This is a genomic window from Roseovarius sp., assembly GCF_040219995.1.
Classification (GTDB): Bacteria; Pseudomonadota; Alphaproteobacteria; order Rhodobacterales; family Rhodobacteraceae; genus Roseovarius.
The window spans coordinates 1-19,593 of sequence record NZ_JAVJUC010000017.1; the positions used below are offsets into that span (position 1 = coordinate 1).

Below are 19,593 nucleotides of genomic sequence, written 5' to 3' on the forward strand. Positions count from 1 at the left end.
GCTGGCACCTTGGGCGGCTTCGTGGCAAACAAGCCCGGCAGGGTCAAGTGAGGGGGCGCGACATGAGCACCGGATTCGGAAAAGGCTGGCAGCGTCATCTGATCGACGGCTCGGCCTTCATCGTTCGCGCCTATCACGCCCTGCCGCCGCTGACGCGGAAATCCGACGGGTTGCCGATCGGGGCGGTGTCGGGCTTTTGCAACATGCTGCAACGCTATGTCGAGGGTAACAATGGCCATGATGCCCCGACCCATGTGGCGGTGATCTTCGACAAGGGCAGCCACACGTTCCGCAACGACCTCTACGACGCCTACAAGGCCAATCGCGAGGCGATGCCCGAGGATCTGCGCCCGCAAATCCCGCTGACGCGAGACGCCACCCGCGCCTTCAACATCGCCTGCGAGGAAATCGAGGGCTATGAGGCCGATGACATCATCGCCACGCTGGCCTGTCAGGCACGCGATCTGGGCGGGCGGGTGACGATCATCAGTTCCGACAAGGACCTGATGCAGCTGGTCGGCGACGGCGTCGAGATGCTCGACGTGATGAAGAACCGCCGCATCGACGTGGACGGCGTGCGCGAGAAATTCGGGGTGGACCCGGCGCAGGTGGTCGATGTGCAGGCCCTGGCCGGTGACAGTGTTGACAACATCCCCGGCGCGCCCGGAATCGGGATCAAGACGGCGGCCCTTCTGATCAATGAATTCGGCTCTCTCGAAGAGCTCCTCGACCGCGCCGAGGAGATCACGCAGCCCAAGCGCCGCGAGACCCTGATCGCCAAGCGCGAGCAGATCGAGATGTCGAAGCGGCTTGTGCAGCTAGACTGCAACACGCCGCTCGATTTCACGCTGGATGATCTCGAGGTGCGCGACCCCGATCCCGACACCCTCCTCGGGTTTCTGGCCGAAATGGAGTTTCGCACGCTCTCCAAGCGGATTGCGGACGCACTGGGCAAGGATGCGCCGGTGATCCCCGAACCCACTGCACAGGCAGCAGAGGACGCGCCAAAAGCCCCCGATTGGCCTGCAATTGAGCCTGACGCCTACACACGCATCAGCGATATGGCAAAGCTGGAGGTCTGGATCGCCGCGATCCGCGCGCAGGGCTTTGTCGCTATCGACACCGAAACCACCTCGCTCAATGAAATGCAGGCTGATCTGGTGGGTATATCGCTCGCCACGGCACCTGGCACTGCCTGCTACATCCCGCTTGGGCACAAGGACGGTGCGTCGGATGATCTCTTCGGCTCCGATACGCCGGCTGACGGGCAACTGCCAATGCAGGACGTGCTGGACGCGCTGAAACCGGTGCTCGAGGATGACGCGATCCTCAAGATCGGGCAGAACATGAAATACGACGCCAAGATCCTCGCGGGGCATGGCATCGCCATTGCCCCCATCGATGACACCATGCTGATGTCCTATGCGCTGCACGCGGGCGAGCACGGGCATGGCATGGACACGCTGTCGGAGCGCTACCTCAGCCACGATCCGATTCCGATCAAATCGCTTTTGGGCTCGGGTAAATCCGCGATCACATTCGACCGTGTGCCGCTTGACGAGGCGGTGAAATACGCCGCCGAGGATGCCGACATCACCCTGCGCCTGTGGCATGTCTTCAAGCCGCAGTTGCACCGCGCCCGCGTCACAACGGTCTATGAAACGCTCGAACGCCCGCTTGTTCCGGTCCTTGCCCGGATGGAGCGGTACGGTGTCAAGGTCGACCGCGAGACGCTGCGCGCCATGTCGGGCAAGTTCGCCCAGAAAATGGCCGGATTAGAGTCTGAGATCCACGAACTGGCCGGGCGTAGCTTCAATGTCGGCTCGCCCAAGCAGTTGGGTGAGATCCTGTTTGATGAAATGGGCCTCGACGGCGGCAAGAAGGGCAAGACCGGGGCCTATGCCACTGGCGCGGATGTGCTGGAGGATCTGGCGACGGAGCACGAACTGCCTGCTCGCGTGCTTGACTGGCGGCAACTCTCGAAACTCAAATCGACCTACACGGATGCGTTGCAGGATCACATCGACCCCGAGACCGACCGTGTGCATACATCTTACGTGCAGACCGGGGCCAATACGGGGCGGCTCGCCTCGACCGACCCGAACCTGCAGAATATCCCCGTACGCTCGGAGGAAGGCCGCCGCATTCGTGAGGCGTTCGTCGCCGAGCCGGGCAGTCGCCTTGTCAGTCTCGATTATAGCCAGATCGAGCTGCGCATCCTCGCTCATGTGGCGCAGATCGACAGCCTGAAACAGGCGTTCCGCGACGGCCAGGACATCCACGCCATGACAGCAAGCGAGATGTTCAACGTGCCGATGGACGAGATGACACCCGAGGTGCGCCGTCAGGCCAAGGCGATCAATTTCGGGGTGATCTATGGCATTTCCGGCTTTGGCCTCGCGCGGAACCTGCGCATCCCTAGATCCGAGGCGCAGGGTTTCATCGACCGGTATTTCGAACGCTTCCCCGGCATTAAGGATTACATGGACAAGACCGTCTCCTTCGCCAAGGAACACGGGCATGTAGAGACCCTGTTCGGCCGCAAGATCCATACCCCCGAGATCTCGGCCAAGGGTCCGCGCGCAGGCTTTGCCCGCCGTGCCGCGATCAACGCACCGATCCAGGGCACCGCAGCCGACATCATTCGCCGCGCCATGATCCGCATGCCAGACGCGATCGAGGGCCTGCCCTGCAAGATGCTGCTACAGGTGCATGACGAACTGATCTTCGAGGTGGCTGAAGACAGCATCGACCGCCTGATCGACGTGGCCCGTGGCGTAATGCAGGGTGCCGCCGACCCGGCGATGCATCTCGACGTGCCGCTAGTCGTGGATGCAGGTCAGGGGACGAACTGGGCCGAGGCGCATTGATCGCTTATGCCGATGCTGCGGGGACCGCGCTACGGCACTCAAGGTTGTTGTGAAGAGGAGCATACACTCAGGGGTTGATTTGAGCCAGGTGTAGTCGCCCAAATGCCTTTGTAACTTTACAACGCCACAGACCAAATTTCAGATGAGCAAGTGCGTTTTACCTTGCGTTAGCGCGCAAGATTTCGCAGCATTTCCATAATTCTAAGCTATAAAATTTCTCTAGGATACACTGATGACTGTCACTCGTGCCCCCGCTCGTCATTTCAACTCTTTTCCGGTGCAATGGGTGGCGTTACGTCCGGCCTTGCGTCTCGCCTTGCTCAGCAGCACCGCGCTTGTTGCGGCCCTCGCCATTGGCACGCCGCGCGCGCATGCCGCGACATTCACCGTTGGAAACGAGGCTGATCTAGCCAACGCCATCACCACAGCCAACGGCAATGCCGAGACAGACACTATCAACGTGACCGGGAACATCACCCTCACGGGCTCATTGCCGGTGCTCGAAGATGCCGATGGTTTGACTGTTGATCTGGGTGGCAACACCGTCTCTGGCGGGGGTACCAATCGCATTTTCTTTGTCAACTCCGGAACCGCAACGATTCAGAATGGCACGCTGGAAGACGGGCTGGCGCAGGGTGGTGATGGTGGGCTGGCCGATGCTCTGGACAACGGTGCTGGCGGTGGCGGTATGGGGGCGGGTGGTGCTCTTTTCGTGCGCGGGGACACCGCCCCGACAGTTGTAGTTGATGGTGTTTCGTTCTCGAATAACGCTGCGCAAGGGGGTGATGGTGGCGACATCGGAGTCGCAGATGTTGGAAGCGGCGGTGGCGGCGGCCTCGGTGGTGACGGGGGAAGTTCAATAGGTAGTCCGGCGGACTGGGGCGGCGGCGGCGGCGGCGGTGCATTTGCCGACGGTGCCGATACAAGCACTGATAACGGTGGCGCGGGCGGCGGCCCGAACGGCGGTTCAGGTGGAATTGTTAGCGGCGTTGGCCCGACGGCCGGAGGCGATCTCTCGGGCGGTGGTGGCGGCGCTGACCTGCAGGCTGGTGCCGCTGGCGGTTATGGCGGCGGTGGTGGTGGGGGGGGTGACATCAGCAACGGCGGCGCAGGTGGATTTGGCGGCGGTGGCGGCGGTGGCGGCGGTGATGGCGGGTTTGGTGGCGGCGGTGGAGGCGACAACGGTACTGGAGGTTTCGGCGGCGGGAACGGCGACAGTGGTCTCGGCGGTGGTGGCGGTGCTGGCTTTGGTGGCGCGGTTTTCGTGCAGGATGGTGCATCCGTTACAATCTCCGGAAGTAGCACTGCCTCGGGCGGGTCTGTCACGTCGGGCGCGGGTAACTCAGGCGGACAGAATGGGTCTGCCGCTGGTTCGGGTCTTTTCCTTCAGAACTCTGGCGTTACCCTTGCACCCGGCGCGGGCGAGACGCTGAGCATCGCGGACAGCATTGCCGACGACACCGGCAATGGCGGCAATGCGGGCAGCCTGACCATCGACGGCGCGGGCACGGTGGAACTGGCCGGTGCCAACACCTTCTCCGGCGGTGTGACGGTGGAGGGCGGCACGTTCCGCCTTGGTAGCGATACGGCAGCCGGAACCGGAACCATCACAACGACCGGCTCCACGCTCAGCTTTGCCGATGGCGTGAACTCCGCGAGCCCGATCAACCTCAGCAGCAACGACACGCGGCTTGAGGTCGATGGCGGTGAGAGCGCCGAGCAATCGGGCGTGATCTCTGAAACTGGCGGCGCGCGATCGCTGGAGAAAATTGGGGACGGCACCCTGGTTTTGTCGGGCACCAACACCTACACCGGGGCGACCACCGTGAGTGCAGGCACACTTGGCTTTACCGGTGCAATCACGAACCAGGCTGGTAGCACGCTTGAGGTGGGCGATGGCGCTACTTTTGAGGCTGATTCGATCACCAATGACGACGGCGGTACGATCAATGTCGGCGTCGGCTCTACCCTGTCCGGCACAGGCAACACGATCAACAACGCGGGCGTGACGAACGTTGCCGATACCGGCACGGTTCAGGACGCGGGCGCGATCAACAACCTTGCTTCCGGCGTCTACAATTTCAACGGCAATGGCACGATGACCGTTGATACCGACGGCGTTGACGGCGAGGCGATTACCAATGCCGGTGACATGAATTTCAACGGTGGCGCCGGGACGACCGTGAACATCAATAGCGGTTCGGGTGCCGCCAACCTGACCAACAGCGGCACGTTCGACGTGGCGGCAGGCAGCAGCGTTTCGAGCGCCGATACCCTCAACATTGATAACACCACCGGCGCGATCACGGTCGGCGCCGGGGGCACGCTTAATGTCAACGACCTCGATACCACCGGTGTGACCGGGTCTATCGACAACGATGGCGCCATCACGCTCGGGGCTGGTCAAGTGCTCGAGAATGCCGGATCGCTGACCCTGTCAGGCACCGTCACGGGCGATGTCACCAACACCAATGATTTCACCGTTGACGGGGCCACGGCGAATGTCTCCGGCGCGCTGACCAATCTGCCCACCGGCACCGCGGCCATCGGCTCTGATTTCGCAGCAGGCGGTATTGCCAATAGCGGCGACTTTGACTTGAACAGCGGGACGACCACGGTCACGGGTGGTACCACGAACAATGGTGGGACATTTGACATTGCCGATGGTGCGACGCTTGACACCACCGGCGTGTTCTCGACTCGCAACGCGGGCGCGCTCACGACCATCGACGGCACGGTACAGGGCAATGCCAATGCGCTCGACAGTGGCGGCATCGATCTCAACAGCACCGGCAGCATCACCGGTGATCTGCTGGTCGATGATGCCAGTGCCGATCTCGCCGGGAACGTGGATGGCAACCTGATCAACCGGAATGGTGGCAATGTTGATGTTACCGGCAGCATGACGCTTGGCGGCAACCTGACCAACCAGGCTGTTCTTGATGTCACCGGGCTTGGCACGGTGATGACCGTGACCGGCACCGGCGGCAACAGCCTCGGCGGGGCACTGACCATCGCCGACGGCTCGGAGCTCTCGCTCGGGACGTTGGTGAACACCGGGGGCGGCTCGGTTGCCACGGTGAACGGCACCCTGACCGGGGATACGACCAACCTGGACGGCGGTCAGTTGATCGTGAACACCGGCGGTACGGTGACCGGCGCGGTGCGCAACAGCGCTGATTTCGATCTTGCGGGTGGTACGGTAGGCAGCCTCATCAACTTGGATGGCACTTCTGACATCACCGCCAGTGGCACGGTAAACGGCACTACAAGGGTGGATGCGGGCATTGTGACGAACACGGGCGGCACGCTGACAGGCCTCAGTACGGTCAATAGCGGCACGCTGACGAACGCGGCGACGATGGGCGATGCGCAGGTCAACGGCGGAACGCTGGACACATCGGTCTCGGCGGGCAACATCACGAATGACGGCGGTGACGTGGACATCACTGGCGGCGCGGTGGCGAGCCTGACGAACACCAGCGGCACGTCGGATGTGACCGGCGGCGGCGTGGTGAGCGGCACGACCACCGTTGACGGTGGCACGGTGACCAACGCGGGCGGCGAACTGACCGGCGAAAGCACCGTCAATGGCGGCACGCTGACGAACGCGGCGACGATGGGCGACGCGCAGGTCAACGGAGGCACGCTGAACACGTCGGGTACGGCGGGCAATGTGACGAACGCGGGCGGTGACGTGGACATCACCGGCGGCACGGTGATGAGCCTGACGAACACCAGTGGCACATCGGATGTGACCGGCGGCGGCGAGGTGAGCGGCACGACCACCGTTGGCGGCGGCACGGTGACCAACGTGGCGACCATCGGTGATGCTCTGGTCAATGGCGGTACGCTCGCAACATCCGGCGTAGCGGCCAATATCACCAATGCAGGCGGCAATGTGAACGTAACGGGTGGTACGGTTGCAAGCCTGAATAATACCAGCGGTTCCTCGAATGTAACCGACGGTTCGATCACTGGCGTACTCTCGACGTCGGGTGGCAATAGTATTCTGGGCGTGCCGGCGACGGCGGGCCAAGTACAGGTTGACAGCACCGGGGTGAGCCAGATTTTGGGAACGGTCAACGGCACTAGCGTCGCTACGGGTGGCGGCCTTCTTGTGTCGCAGGGCGGTACCTTAAACGGGAACGTAAGCACCACCAACCTCTCGGGCGGCGGCAATTTCCAAGTCTCCGGCGCGACCAATGTGACCGGCGACGTAGCCAATGACGGCAGCACGACCGTACTCGACGGTGGCGCGAATAGCCTGACGCTTGCCGGAAGCGGTATCTACACGAATACCGGCACCACGGTCATTCGCGACAATGCCACGCTCAGCGCGGTGACGATCAACAATAACGGCGGCCAGATCTCGGTGGGGACCGGGGCGTCGCTGATCGGTACCGGTAACACGCTGAGCAACAACGCCGCGATCGTGGTCAACGACGGTGGCACGGTGGTGGATGCCGGGGCGATCAACAACAATGCTACAGGCTCTTTCGATTTTATCGGTAGCGGCGCGTTCAATGCCGACAGCGACAACGACGGTGATACAGTCGAGAATGCGGGCACGATCTTTTCTCGCGACGGCGGGGGGCACACGATCACCCTCGGCGACGGCGTCGCGGACGTGTTCAACAACCTCGGCACCGGCAACGTGACCATCGGCGGTTCGGATACCTTCTCCGGCACGGCGACCACGTTCAACAACGCGGGTATGCTCAATTTCGGGCCCGGCTCGACAATGAGCATCGCGCAGCTCAACAATACGACCGGCACCTTGGCCATTGATGGGGCGGCCACGCTTAACGTTCCGGGCGGGTTGGACAGTGACGGAACGCTGTCCTTCCAGGACGGTGCGACAAATGACATTCTGACGATCAACGGCAATGCCGATCTCACGGGGACGCTCCGGTTCGATGCCGATCTCTCGGGTGTGACGGATACGGCAGATTTCCTGGATGTTAATGGTACGGTGTCCTCTAGCGCGCCGCTTACGCTCGCATTCAGCAACGCAGGGGCATCTATCGGTTCGATCACCGCGATTGACCTGCTCGAATACGATGCCGGGTCAATCGGGGGGTTCACCACTCAGGGCCTTCCCACCTCCGGCGCGTTCGTCTACGCGGTCAACAACAACGCGGCCACCAACACTTATCAACTCGTGAGTGCCGCGAACCCGGGGATCAACGTCAGCTCTACCGTCAGCCTGACGCAATCGCTGATCGGTGGGGTGATCAACCGGCCCTCCAGCCCGTTCGTCGCGGGCCTTGCCGTGGGCGAGGGGCAGAATCCATGCGGGCACGGCATCTGGGGCCGGGTTGTCGGCGGCACGGCGGATGTCACCGGAACCATCGAGACGAATATCGGAAGCTTTGGAAGCGAAGTGTCAGCGGATTACTACGGTTTCCAGGTGGGTGGCGATTTCGCTTGCTTCGACGGTCATTATAACGGCTGGGACCTCAGCTTTGGCGGTATCGCGGGGATCAACCACGGCGACACGTCGCAGCCGGTCTTTGAGTTCAATCCGGCGACCGGTCTGCTGGATACCAGCCGGATCGACAGCTTCGTCAAAACCGACTTCCGTCAAATCTACAGTGGCATCTATGTCGGTGCGGCGCGCGATCGCTTTTTCGCAGACCTTCAGTTCCGAGCCGAGAACACCGAGTTTGACCTCTCGAACCCGGCGGCGGTCCCCGGTGGCGGACTGGGCCTGTCGGATCAGAAATTCGAATCCGAAGCCTATACGCTGAGTGGCTCTGTAAGCTATGTGGTCCCAATCAGTGAGGAACAGCGCCTTAATTTCATTCCAACGGCAGGTTTCTCCTACACCTGGACTGAAACCGAAGATGTCCTGTTCGACGACGGCACGCCCATCACCACGGATGACTCGGTGCTGAAAATCGAAGACTCGACAACCGAGATCGGTTTCGTCGGCGCGACGCTGGCCAAGACCCAAATCCAAGCCGATGGTCGCGGGGCATTCAACTATTTCGTGACGGGCACCGTTTATCACGATTTCGCCCCGGACATTGAATCGACATTGATCGCGGCCGGAGGTAGCCGCTCCACGAGCACATCGTCCAATCTCGGCACCTTTGGCGAACTGAGCGTCGGCGTGAACTTCTCGCGTCTGCTCGACAGCACCGGATCGATCCCGGGACGTCAGTTCAACGCGAGCATACGTCTTGACGGGCGCTCCGGTGACGACATCGACAGTTGGGGCTTGACCGCACAGGCGCGCCTCCAGTTCTGAGCCATGATCGAGGGGCGCGCTTGACCGCGCCCCTTTTCCGTTTCAGAATTGCGCTACGCGGGCTGCGGCTGTCCGTAATGGATAAAGCCGCGCATTTATTTCGAGAGTTGTTCAGATCAGATGTCATGGTTCAGCAAAGTCGCTTGGAAAGAAGGGCTGTTCCTGCAGCCACAACATCTGCAACAATCTGACCGTTATCTCGAGAAACTGATTCAGGCGCGCACCGGTATCATCACTCCTTATCCTTGGGGTGTGGCAGAGCTTGTTTTTGATCGCGATCTCGCTCAGCAGGGGCGGCTCGGCCTGCGCTCGGTTGCAGGGATCATGCCCGACGGTTTGCCCTTCGATGCCCCGGGCACGGTGCCACTGCCGACACCGATCCCGGTTGAAGAGGATGCCGCTGATCTCATGATCTGGCTGACCCTGCCCGATGTCGCGGTGAATGGGCAGGATATCTCGATGAGCGGCTCGGATGCTGCCACACGTTATGTCCTCGACGCCGAGCAGATCGCCGACAACGCTTCGGCCGGTCGCAGCGAACAGACCATAGAGGTCGCCCATCCGCGCCTGGAACTTGCCCTGCGAAAGTCACCCAAGCCCGGCTACCAGAATATTCCGCTTGGTCGCATTTCGGAGGTGCGGGACGGCGTTGTCAGCATAGATCAGACGGTGCCGCCAGCTGGGCTCGTTCTGGCGGTCCACCCGGCCTATGAGGGCTATCTCTCACGCGTGATCGGCTGGATAGAGGCCAAGCTCGATCGCCTGTCACGCTATGCGTCCGACCCCTATTCTGGCGGTGGCATGCAGGCCAGCGATTATCTGATGCTGATGGTACTCAATCGCGAATTACCGGTCCTGCGCCACCTGATGGCACAGGGCGCGGTCCATCCTGAACGCCTGTTCGAGAAACTGATCGGTCTTGCCGGGGAGCTGTCCACATTTGATCAGGGCGAGCGGCACGTGGCTGATTACAAACCCTACGATCACGGAGACGCCAAGGGCTGTTTCACCCCCGTGGTGCAGGATATCCAGCGCCTGTTGATGCGCGATGTCGGCCGCGCGGTGCATCTGCCGCTCAAGGAGGTCAGCGCCAACAGCTACGCCGCGCTGGTCAATGATCGCAATCTCTTCAGCCAGGCCACCTTCGTCATTGAGGTCAGCTCCGGCCTGCCGCTCACGCAGGTGCAACAGCAGTTCCCGCAGCTGTGCAAAGTTGGGCCTAGCACCCGGATGAAAGAGATTATCAACAACAACCTGCCCGGGGTGGGGCTCGTGCACCTGCCCAACCCGCCCCGGCAGATCCGCGTTGTCGCCTCGAATGTCTATTTCATGCTCGACAAGTCCACCGGCTTCTGGAGTGAATTTTCAACCGCCCCGGCGATTGGCATGCATTTCGCTGGCAACTGGCCCGACCTGAAGCTGGAGCTTTGGGCGATACCGGAGACGTTGTGATGGCGGGTGACGACGACGACAAGACGGTCTTTGGGCAGAAACTGCCACCTGCCGCATCGCCCCGGCCTGCCCCGGGCAGCAGTTCTGGTCAGAATGCAGGAAAGACCGTTTTTGGTGCACCCCTGCCACCGCAGGGAGGGCCGCGTATCGCGCCGGGCGCGCCGGGCCAATTCCCCGCCTCCCCCCCGCAACAACCCTCACCGCCACCACAGCCCACGGGCTGGACCCCGCAGCACAATCCCGGAAAGGACGACACCTGGCTGGGCGGGGCGCTTGCGCCACAGACCCCACCATACCAGCCGCCGCCCTCCCACATTCCCGAACAGTCCTATCAGCCCCCCCCCGCGCAGCATCATCCCCAGCAGTATCGGCCCCAGAACCTTGGCCAAGCTGGAACGGGGCCCGGCATGTTTCCCGACATTCCCAGCAATCAGGCCGCGCCGACGCCGCAAGTGCAACCGCGCATCGCGCTTCACGACGCTCTCCGGGGAACCGGGCTCGGAAAGGGGGGGCCTTCCAATCCGCTGCTTGCTGCCGCAGCCAACCTCCTAATCCTTCTGGGGCGTCTGCGCACCGGGCTGGTGGAGTTGCAAAGCGGTCCCCTGATCGACCACGTCACCCGTGAGATCGACGAATTCGAGCGCGCCGCGCTTCAGTCAGGGGTCAGCCCGCAGGATGCCAGTGACGCCAAGTACAGCCTCTCGGCAACGGCAGACGATATCGTCCAGAACCTTCCCGGCGCGGACAAGGGAACATGGCTGCAATACTCCATGGTCGCGCGTTTCTTTGGCGAACGCTCATCCGGTGTCGGGTTCTTCCAGAAACTTGACGAGGCGATGCGCGCCCCCGCGCAACGCTTCTACCTTCTGGAGTTGATGCTGGTCTGCCTATCGCTCGGCTTTGAGGGGCAGTATCGCACGGCCCCCAACGGATCGGTCGATCTGGCACGCATCCGCAACGCCCTTTACGAAACTCTGCGCCGTGTTCAGGGTCGACCCGATGATGACATATCGGTGAAGTGGACCGCCGTACCAATGGGTGGCGGGCGACGTTATGGCGGTACTCCGGTCTGGGTCGTGGGGGCGGTTGCGGCTATGATGGTTGTGGCGCTCTTCGCCACGCTCACCACCCTTCTCACGCGTCAGAGCGCCGAGGTGCGCGAAAGCATTCTGGCACTACATCCTGTCAATCCTGATATCGTCATCGAACGCACAGAGCCGGTGACCAAGCCCTATATTGCGCCGGAATCGAGCCAGCTTGAGCGCATCCGCGAGGGTCTGGCGAACGAGATCGCCTCTGGCGCGGTCGAGGTGGACCGCAACAATGCCTTCATCTTCGTTCGTGTCGGTGATTATCTGCGGTTCGGTTCCGGCTCTGCCGAGCTTGAGAGCGAATTCGCGACACTTGCATCCTCCATCGCCCGGACGCTGGAAAACGAACAGGGAGCGATCCGGGTCGTTGGCCACACTGACAGCGTGCCGGTCTCGGGGCGCGGGCGCTACAAATCTAACGAAGAGCTTTCGGTCGCGCGCGCGCGCACCGTGGCCGACCACCTTGGGCAATATCTCCAGAGCCCTGATCGCCTCGCCGTGGAGGGCAAGGGAGCGGTCGAGCCGATTGCCGACAACGGTACGCGCGAAGGCCGCGCGCTTAATCGTCGTGTCGAGATCATGATCCCGCGAGAGGACACGCTATGAGGCTTTTCGGTGTGATCCCCGTGCCGCCTATCGGGCGCGTCCTGAAATCCCGTTGGCTAAGGGTGCCGCTGATCGTGCTTGGCGTGCTGTGCATCTTTGCAGCGATATGGTTTGGCTTCCCGATGACCGGCTGGGCCCCGCTCATCAGCCCCTGGACGCGCGGCGGTGTGATTGGTGCGATCCTCTTCGTGATCGGGCTGGTTTATTTCCTGCGTTGGCGCAAGCGGCGCAAGGCGGCGCAGGCGCTTGAGGAAAACCTCATCCCGGAACCGGTCGGCGACGGCAAGGTGTTGGCCGAGCGTATGGAAGAGGCTCTCACCAAGCTCAAGAAGGCCGGGGGCAAGACCTATCTCTACGATCTGCCGTGGTACATCATCATTGGTCCTCCGGGCGCGGGCAAGACGACGGCGCTGCGCAATTCTGGCCTGGAATTCCCTGGTCTCGACGATCTTCCCGATGCCGGTCAGGGCTTTGGCGGCACGCGCAATTGTGACTGGTGGTTCGCCGAAGAGGCGGTGCTGATCGATACCGCTGGACGCTACACTACGCAGGACAGCGATGCCGAGGCCGACCGTGCCAGCTGGACCGCCTTTCTCGACATCCTCAAGCGGGGCCGCGCCAACCAGCCGGTCAACGGCGTGATCCTTGCGTTTTCCACCGAGGACATGATGCAATCCGATGCCGCGCAACTGGCCGAACAGGCTGCTGTCGTGCGCGAGCGTCTTGGAGAGTTGCACGAGACCCTCAAGATCGATTTTCCCGTCTATGTGCTCTTTACCAAGGCTGATCTCATCTCGGGCTTTCGTGAGTATTTCTCGACCTTCAGTCTGTCGCGCCGCAAAGCTGTCTGGGGAACCACGTTCCAGACCAAGGACCGCAGCGCCGAGACCTACAAGGAGGTGCCCGCCGAATTTGACGCATTGGTCAGCCGCCTCTCGGACGAGCTGATCGACCGGCTGGTCGAAGAGCCGGACAGTGTCTCTCGCATCGCGGTCTTCGGTTTGCCCGGGCAGATGGCGATGCTGCGCGACAATGTCGCGGAGTTCCTGCGCCGCGTGTTCGAGCCTACACGCTACAAGACCAACGCGATCCTGCGCGGTTTCTACTTCACTTCCGGAACGCAGGAAGGCACGCCGATTGATCAGGTCCTGGGGGCAATGTCGCGCAATGCCGGCGAAGAGGCCGGTTTTCAGCCAGCCTTCATGTCAGGTCGTGGCAAGAGCTATTTCCTACATGACCTGCTGCGCAAGGTCATCTTCGCCGAACGCGACTGGGTCTCTCATGACAAGCGCGCGGTGCGCCGTGCTATGGTGATGCGCGCCGTGGCTCTCTCGTTCATCGGGCTGGCGACGCTTGGTGCGATGGGGGCGTTTGCCTACAGTTTCTGGCAGAACGCAACGCTGGTCAATACGGCCGAGGCGGCTGCCGCGCAATATGCCGATACGGCCCGCAACGAGATTGACCGGCAGTTGATCGACGACAGCGACATGTCACCTGTCCTACGCCACCTGCAACAACTTCGGCTGATGACCCGCGATTACGGTGCCGCTCAACCGCGCTCGCTCTGGCAGGGCTTTGGGCTCAGCCAGCATGGCGAGATGTCGCTTGCAGCCAATGCCGCCTATTCCGACGCGCTCGAACAGATGATGCGTCCGCGTATGATCCTCCATCTGGAAAACGCCATTCCGCAGCGGGTCGCTGATGACGATACCGCCGGGGTCTACCGTGCGCTCAAGGTGTATCTCCTGCTCGGGGGTCAGCAGGAGGGGCGCGGTGACGATGAATCAATCAAGGCCTTTTTCGAAGAGGTGTGGGGCACTGAGTTCTCCAGCATCGGTCAGCAGGTGCAACGCGACCAACTCAACGCGCATCTTGCGGCGATGCTGGAACTCGACGATGATCGCAGCCCGATCCTGACCATCGACAGCGCCATCGTCGACCGGGCGCGCGGGGCCATCGTTGATCTGCCGCTAGCGGATCAGGCCTATAGCGCCATAACCGATCGCGCCGTCACGTCCGGTGTGCCTGATTTCAACCTCGTAGAGCGCCTGTCCGGCCGGGTTGCGACTGTGCTTGCGACAACTGACGGCAGCGCGCTCGAGGATGTGGGCGTGCCGGGGCTCTACACGTTCGAGGGATATTGGGGCTTTTTCCTCGAGGAACTGGCGCGCGCTCGCGACCGCCTGCGGGAAGACCGTTGGGTGCTCGGCCCTGATGCCGAACGCGTGAATTACGAACAGCAACTCGGCACGCTCGAACGCGATCTGCACCGGCAATATCGCCTCGACTTCCAGCAGGCATGGCGGGACATGCTCGCGCGGATTACCGTCGCGCCGATGTCGGTCGATCCCCCGGAATACGAAACCCTTGCCGCCGCCGCCTCGCCGGTCGGCTCACCGCTTCTTGAACTGGTCGAGGCAATCGAAGAAGAGACCCGCCTCGTTCGACTCTTCGAGCAGATCGAGAATACCGAGTTCTCGGCCGAGAGCATCGCCAGCGGTGATCTAGGGGCCAGCATGGGTGACGCAGTGTTCAAGCGCATCTACAGCCGCTCAGGCGTGTTTCAGCGTGTTGTGCTCGATTCCGTTAATAGCGGTGGCAAGTCGCAGGCCCGTGCTGGCGGCGGCAGCGCGCTCGCCGAGGACAGCCAGCGCCGCCAGGTGGAACGCATTACCGAGGATTTCGAGCTTTGGCATGTGCTTCTCAAGGGCGACATCGGCGCGCGACCCGTCGATGTCATCCTGAACAACCTCGGACAATTGCGTGAGAACCGCCGTCAGGCCGCACGCGCACCGACACCGATGGATGAGAAGATGCTGCAGCAGTTCCTCTCAGACCTCACTCGCAACAATACCGCCCTGCCAGACCCGCTCGCCCGGCTGCTCAACGATATCGAGGCCGAGTTCCGCACCGTCGCGCAGGATGCCACCATGTCGCAGCTGACCCGCGCCCTGAATGAGGATGTGGCCCAGTTCTGTCGTGAGTTCATCGACCCGCTGTTTCCTTTCGGAAATGGTCGGCACCTCGCACCCAGCCTCTTTGGCCAGTTCTTCGGACCCAATGGCCGGATGGACACATTCTATTCCAATTATCTCCAGCCGCATGTGATCCGTACTGCTGATGGGCTGCAACCGGCCCCGGACAGCGCGATCGGTCAACGTCTCTCTCCTGCTGCGCTCAAGCAGTTCGAGCGGGCCCAGAAAATCCGCCTTGCGTTTTTCGCGTCGGGCAGCCCCGAGCCCAATGTCAACATGTCGGTGACGCATGTGTCATCTAGTCCGACGGTGGAGCTTGCAGTGCTCAGTGTGAATGGAAAATCCGTGCGCACACAGCCGGACAGCAGCCCCGCCGCCCTTGAATGGCCGGGGCAGAGCTCCGGCGTCTCGGTAGAGCTTTTCCCCCAGACGGAAGGGCGCGCGAATGTCCTGCGGATCAGCGATGGTCGCTGGGATATCGCGACCTTCCTTCAGCGCGGGCGCACCCGGGTGAGTGGTAACGTGGTCAACGTGACCCATGAAATCGGTGGTCGCACGATCACCTACTGGCTTGAATTCGACAGCCCTGCCGTGCCTTTCCTGATGCGCGAACTTGCGGAATTCTCCTGCCCGCTCAGTCTGGAGTGACAGGCAATGCCAGTGCGAATCGGTCTTGCAGGAAAACACCCCGGGTATGGAGATTTCATCGGTCATGGTCTCGATCAAGAGGTGACGACCCCGCTCACAGGCTGGATTGATCAGACCCTGAGCACCCTTCGCGAGAGCCTGGGAGAAGACGCATGGCCAGCATTCTGGGATAATGCGCAGGGATTGCGGTTCTGGATCGGACGCGCAGTGCTGGGGCGTACCGTTACGGGGCTTTTTCTGCCATCGCGGGACAAGGTGGGACGGCGCTACCCGCTGATCCTCGCGGCCGAGGGTGCGGCGATCCCGTCGCCGCTGCTTGATCCCGACCAGACTATTTATGAGCAGATGTCGGCGCATGTCGCCGCGATGGTGCCAGGCAGCGGAGCCGCGGCCCTGATCGACGGTCTCGCGCTGGAACTGCCAGAGGAAACCCCAGATGATCTGACACAGGGCCCGATCATCTGGGCGCATCACCCCGAGGGCGATCTCGGTGCATTGCTGCGCTCTGCCGGGCCGGTGGATTCGGAGCGCGCGATGACCGCACGATCCTACTGGTGGGCCCCCGCGACGCCGGGGCGCGCGGCGGCATGGCTCGGGCAACAGGGACTGCCCGGCCCGGAGGCGCTTGGCTGGTTATTGGGAGGGGTGCCCGCCGAGGGCACGGGGAACGAGGGGACAGGCGAATGATCGGCAACGAGTATTTCACCTTCGAAACCGGTCAGGCTACCGATGTGGGATGCCGCCGGACTGTGAATGAAGACAGCTTTCTGTCGCGGCCTGAATCCGGTCTTTGGGTGGTGGCTGATGGGATGGGGGGACATGCCGCCGGGGATTTTGCCAGTCAGACCATCGTGAAGGAACTGTATTCCATCGGCATGCCCGGTTCTGCCGACGATCTGCATGCGCGATTCGGTGAACGGCTGGTGCGCGCGAACGAGACGATTCTCGAACATGCCGAGGCGTTGGATCGCGGAACCATAGGCGCGACCGTCGTTGCTCTGCTTATCCATGGGTCGGACTACGCCTGTGTCTGGTCGGGTGACAGCCGCGTCTACCTGTTTCGTGACGGGCACCTCGTTCAGCAAAGCCGCGATCACACTGAGGTGCGCGCGTTGCTAGATGCCGGGTCTATCACAGAGGACGAAGCCGAGAACTGGCCACGCAAAAATGTCATCACGCAGGCCATAGGTGTCAGCGAACAGCCGAATTGCGATATCGTCACAGGCGTTGCACAGGTCGGTGACAGGTTTCTGTTATGCTCCGACGGGCTTACCGAACATATCCATGATTCCGAGATCGCCAGTTTTCTTCGGATACATGATGCACAATCGGCCTGTGACGCCCTGATTCAGGAAACGCTCGCGCGTGGTGCCAAGGACAACGTCACCGCCATTGTGGTAAACTGCCTGCCACCGCCTCCGATTGAGGATGACGAGATGATGGACGGCATGGATCAACTGGCATGATGGCTTCCGGCAACGACAATGATGACGACGATGATGACAAGACGCGCATCGGCGGCCCGTTGCCTGTGCCCCCCGCGTCATCCGATGCCGACGACACGCCCCCCGCCGAGGAAAATGCGCCGACCCCGCCTGAACCGGACAGCCCACAGGATACCCATGACGATGACGTCACGCGTCTTGCGCCGCTGTCAACGCCACCGAAGAAGCCTCCGCAAGACCCCGCCGCCGAGAGTGAGGCCACGCGGATAGCGACCACCCCGCCAACCTCTCGTGATGAAGGCGGAGAGGCCACTGACCTGCCCCCGCTGCCACAACCCAAAACAGCCGCAATTCTTCCCGGAACCACCACCACTACCCGTATCGAGGTGGGCGTAGGCACCCTGATCAACAACAATTACGAGATCAAGGAGGTGCTCAAGTCCGGAGGCATGGGCGAGGTCTATCGCGGCGTCGAGCTTGGTACAGGTGATCCGGTCGCGATCAAGGTGATTCTTCCCGAACTGGCCGAGGATGAAAAAGCAGGCCTGATGTTCAAACGAGAGGCCCGCACCCTGCGGCAGCTGAGCGATGAAGCCATCGTGCGTTATTACAACTACGTGCATGACCGCGAGATTGACCGCTATTGTCTGATCATGGAGTTTATCAGCGGTGTGCCGCTCTCGGATCACACAGAGGCGCACGGCCCGATTTCGCCTGCCGCCGGGCGCACACTTCTGGATCGTCTCGCACGCGGCTTGCGCAAGGCGCATATGCAGGAGGTGATCCACCGCGATCTGTCACCTGACAACGTGATGCTGCCAGATGGTCTCGTCTCCGAGGCGGTGCTGATCGACTTTGGCATCGCCAAGTCGAACGTGGTCAAGGAAAGCACGATGGCCGGGCAGTTCGCAGGCAAGTTCAAATACGTCTCGCCCGAACAACTGGGTCATTATGGTGGCGAAATCGGACCACAGACCGATGTCTACGGACTTGCTCTTTTGATGTGTGCGGCCTTGATCGGCAAGCCGCTCGATATGGGCAGCTCCATCGTCGAAGCGGTGCAGTCACGCCAGAGTATCCCCGATCTGTCTGATGTTCCGGCAGAGTTCCGACCTCTGTTGTCGCATATGCTGGAACCGGACCCGACGGACCGGCCCGCCGACATGCAGCTGGTGCGCGACATGCTGGAAAATCCGGCTCTGATCCCGCCCAAGTACTGCGAAGGCATGTCACTGCCGCCGGGTTTGATGACGCCTCCTGGCGTCGTGACGAATGCCGGGCTCGCCGTACCCCCGACCTCAATCTCACCCGGCATGACAGGGGGCACGATGCCGCCCTTTCCTCGGCAGTCAACCATGCCCCCCGAGGCCCTGCCAGAGCCCGAGCAACCCGGTGGCGGCGCGCGCGTGCTGACGCTTCTGGCGCTTGCTTTCGTGCTGGTGCTTGGCGGTGTGGGTTATTTTGCCTGGACGCAGGACATGATCCCCGGCGTGACAGCGACCACATCGACAACACCCGCAACGGGTGGCGGCGCTAGCGTGTCCTCCTCGGGCGGGCTGCCGTCACGAAACACCTCCACCCGAGAGGGCTTTCTGGCAGAATTCGACATTGGTGAGTGCTCCTACGTCTCGCGCGTGCCGTCGGGGCCGAATGCCGGGATGCTCGCCGCCATCTCGCCGGGGGGCGATGGTTTTGCGGGCCTGCCCGTCTCCTACGAAGAAGCTTTTGGCGCGCGCCCCGCAATCATGTCGCAACGGGTCAGTGAGGCGCAGTGCCCCGTGCTGGATTTTGCGCGTGCGCTGCAGGGTCGCACTGATCGCCCGGTGCAGATCTCTTTTGGCACCGACAGTCTCTATAGCGGCGAATCCGTCGCGGCCGACATACGTGATGGTGGCGCTGACAGCCTTTGGGCGGTTCTGATTTCGCCACAGGGCCAAGTTTACAACCTCACCGACCGGCTGTCGGAGTCAGCGGGGGGCAGGCGGACCATGCGATTTGGCCTGACGCTGAATACAGGGCGCGATCCTGTGCCACAGCTTATCTTGCTCGTCGCCACCACCGAGCCTCTGGTCAGCGTCGCTGCGGCGCGTGCCGGAGCAGATGCCGGGCAGCTATTGCCAAAGGTTCTGACAGAAATTTCTGAGCGCGGGGGCTATGTGAGTGCCGATCTCGTGCATCTCGAACTGCGCCCGACCCCTGCCGAAGGCACGTCCGAGTCGCAGTCGGGTACCGCGTCAGAATAATTCTTGC

General features: G+C 62.1%; 8 protein-coding genes. All 8 read left to right on the plus strand.

Going from position 1 to position 19,593, the window contains the following annotated elements; translation table 11 throughout:
* Positions 1 to 62 precede the first annotated feature (62 nt).
* The 8 genes from polA to RID11_RS09905 all read left to right on the plus strand — a co-directional run bounded on the left by polA (position 63) and on the right by RID11_RS09905 (position 19,586).
* On the plus strand, positions 63 to 2,870 hold the full coding sequence (gene polA, locus RID11_RS09870; protein ID WP_350138347.1) for a DNA polymerase I: 2,808 nt from the start codon (positions 63 to 65) through the stop codon (positions 2,868 to 2,870).
* Positions 2,871 to 3,102: 232 nt separating this feature from the next.
* Entirely contained in the window at positions 3,103 to 9,126 is a 6,024-nt protein-coding gene (locus RID11_RS09875; RefSeq protein WP_350138350.1) for a hypothetical protein, read from the plus strand.
* 120 nt (positions 9,127 to 9,246) lie between these two features.
* Entirely contained in the window at positions 9,247 to 10,578 is a 1,332-nt protein-coding gene (gene tssK / locus RID11_RS09880) for a type VI secretion system baseplate subunit TssK (protein WP_350138353.1), read from the plus strand.
* A 407-nt stretch (positions 10,579 to 10,985) separates the two neighbouring features.
* Positions 10,986 to 12,275: a type IVB secretion system protein IcmH/DotU gene (gene icmH / locus RID11_RS09885; protein ID WP_350138355.1), complete on the plus strand. Its 1,290-nt coding sequence runs from the start codon at positions 10,986 to 10,988 to the stop codon at positions 12,273 to 12,275.
* Positions 12,272 to 15,898, plus strand: coding sequence for a type VI secretion system membrane subunit TssM (gene tssM, locus RID11_RS09890; RefSeq protein WP_350138359.1), 3,627 nt, complete (start codon positions 12,272 to 12,274; stop codon positions 15,896 to 15,898). The genes icmH and tssM overlap by 4 nt, the downstream gene beginning before the upstream one ends.
* A gap of 6 nt (positions 15,899 to 15,904) precedes the next feature.
* A complete protein-coding gene (gene tagF, locus RID11_RS09895; RefSeq protein WP_350138361.1) occupies positions 15,905 to 16,585 on the plus strand; it encodes a type VI secretion system-associated protein TagF in 681 nt (226 codons plus the stop codon).
* On the plus strand, positions 16,582 to 17,364 hold the full coding sequence (locus tag RID11_RS09900; RefSeq protein WP_350138364.1) for a PP2C family protein-serine/threonine phosphatase: 783 nt from the start codon (positions 16,582 to 16,584) through the stop codon (positions 17,362 to 17,364). Before tagF ends, RID11_RS09900 begins: the two co-directional genes overlap by 4 nt.
* Positions 17,361 to 19,586, plus strand: a complete 2,226-nt coding sequence (locus tag RID11_RS09905) for a serine/threonine protein kinase (RefSeq protein WP_350138367.1) — start codon at positions 17,361 to 17,363, stop codon at positions 19,584 to 19,586. The genes RID11_RS09900 and RID11_RS09905 overlap by 4 nt, the downstream gene beginning before the upstream one ends.
* Positions 19,587 to 19,593 lie beyond the last annotated feature (7 nt).

Coding starts and splice junctions, on each gene's coding strand:
- tagF (WP_350138361.1), top strand. CDS start 15,905: ATGCCAGTGCGAATCGGTCTTGCAGGAAAACACCCCGGGTATGGAGAT.
- icmH (WP_350138355.1), top strand. CDS start 10,986: ATGTTTCCCGACATTCCCAGCAATCAGGCCGCGCCGACGCCGCAAGTG.
- RID11_RS09875 (WP_350138350.1), top strand. CDS start 3,103: ATGACTGTCACTCGTGCCCCCGCTCGTCATTTCAACTCTTTTCCGGTG.
- polA (WP_350138347.1), top strand. CDS start 63: ATGAGCACCGGATTCGGAAAAGGCTGGCAGCGTCATCTGATCGACGGC.
- tssM (WP_350138359.1), top strand. CDS start 12,272: ATGAGGCTTTTCGGTGTGATCCCCGTGCCGCCTATCGGGCGCGTCCTG.
- RID11_RS09905 (WP_350138367.1), top strand. CDS start 17,361: ATGATGGCTTCCGGCAACGACAATGATGACGACGATGATGACAAGACG.
- RID11_RS09900 (WP_350138364.1), top strand. CDS start 16,582: ATGATCGGCAACGAGTATTTCACCTTCGAAACCGGTCAGGCTACCGAT.
- tssK (WP_350138353.1), top strand. CDS start 9,247: ATGTCATGGTTCAGCAAAGTCGCTTGGAAAGAAGGGCTGTTCCTGCAG.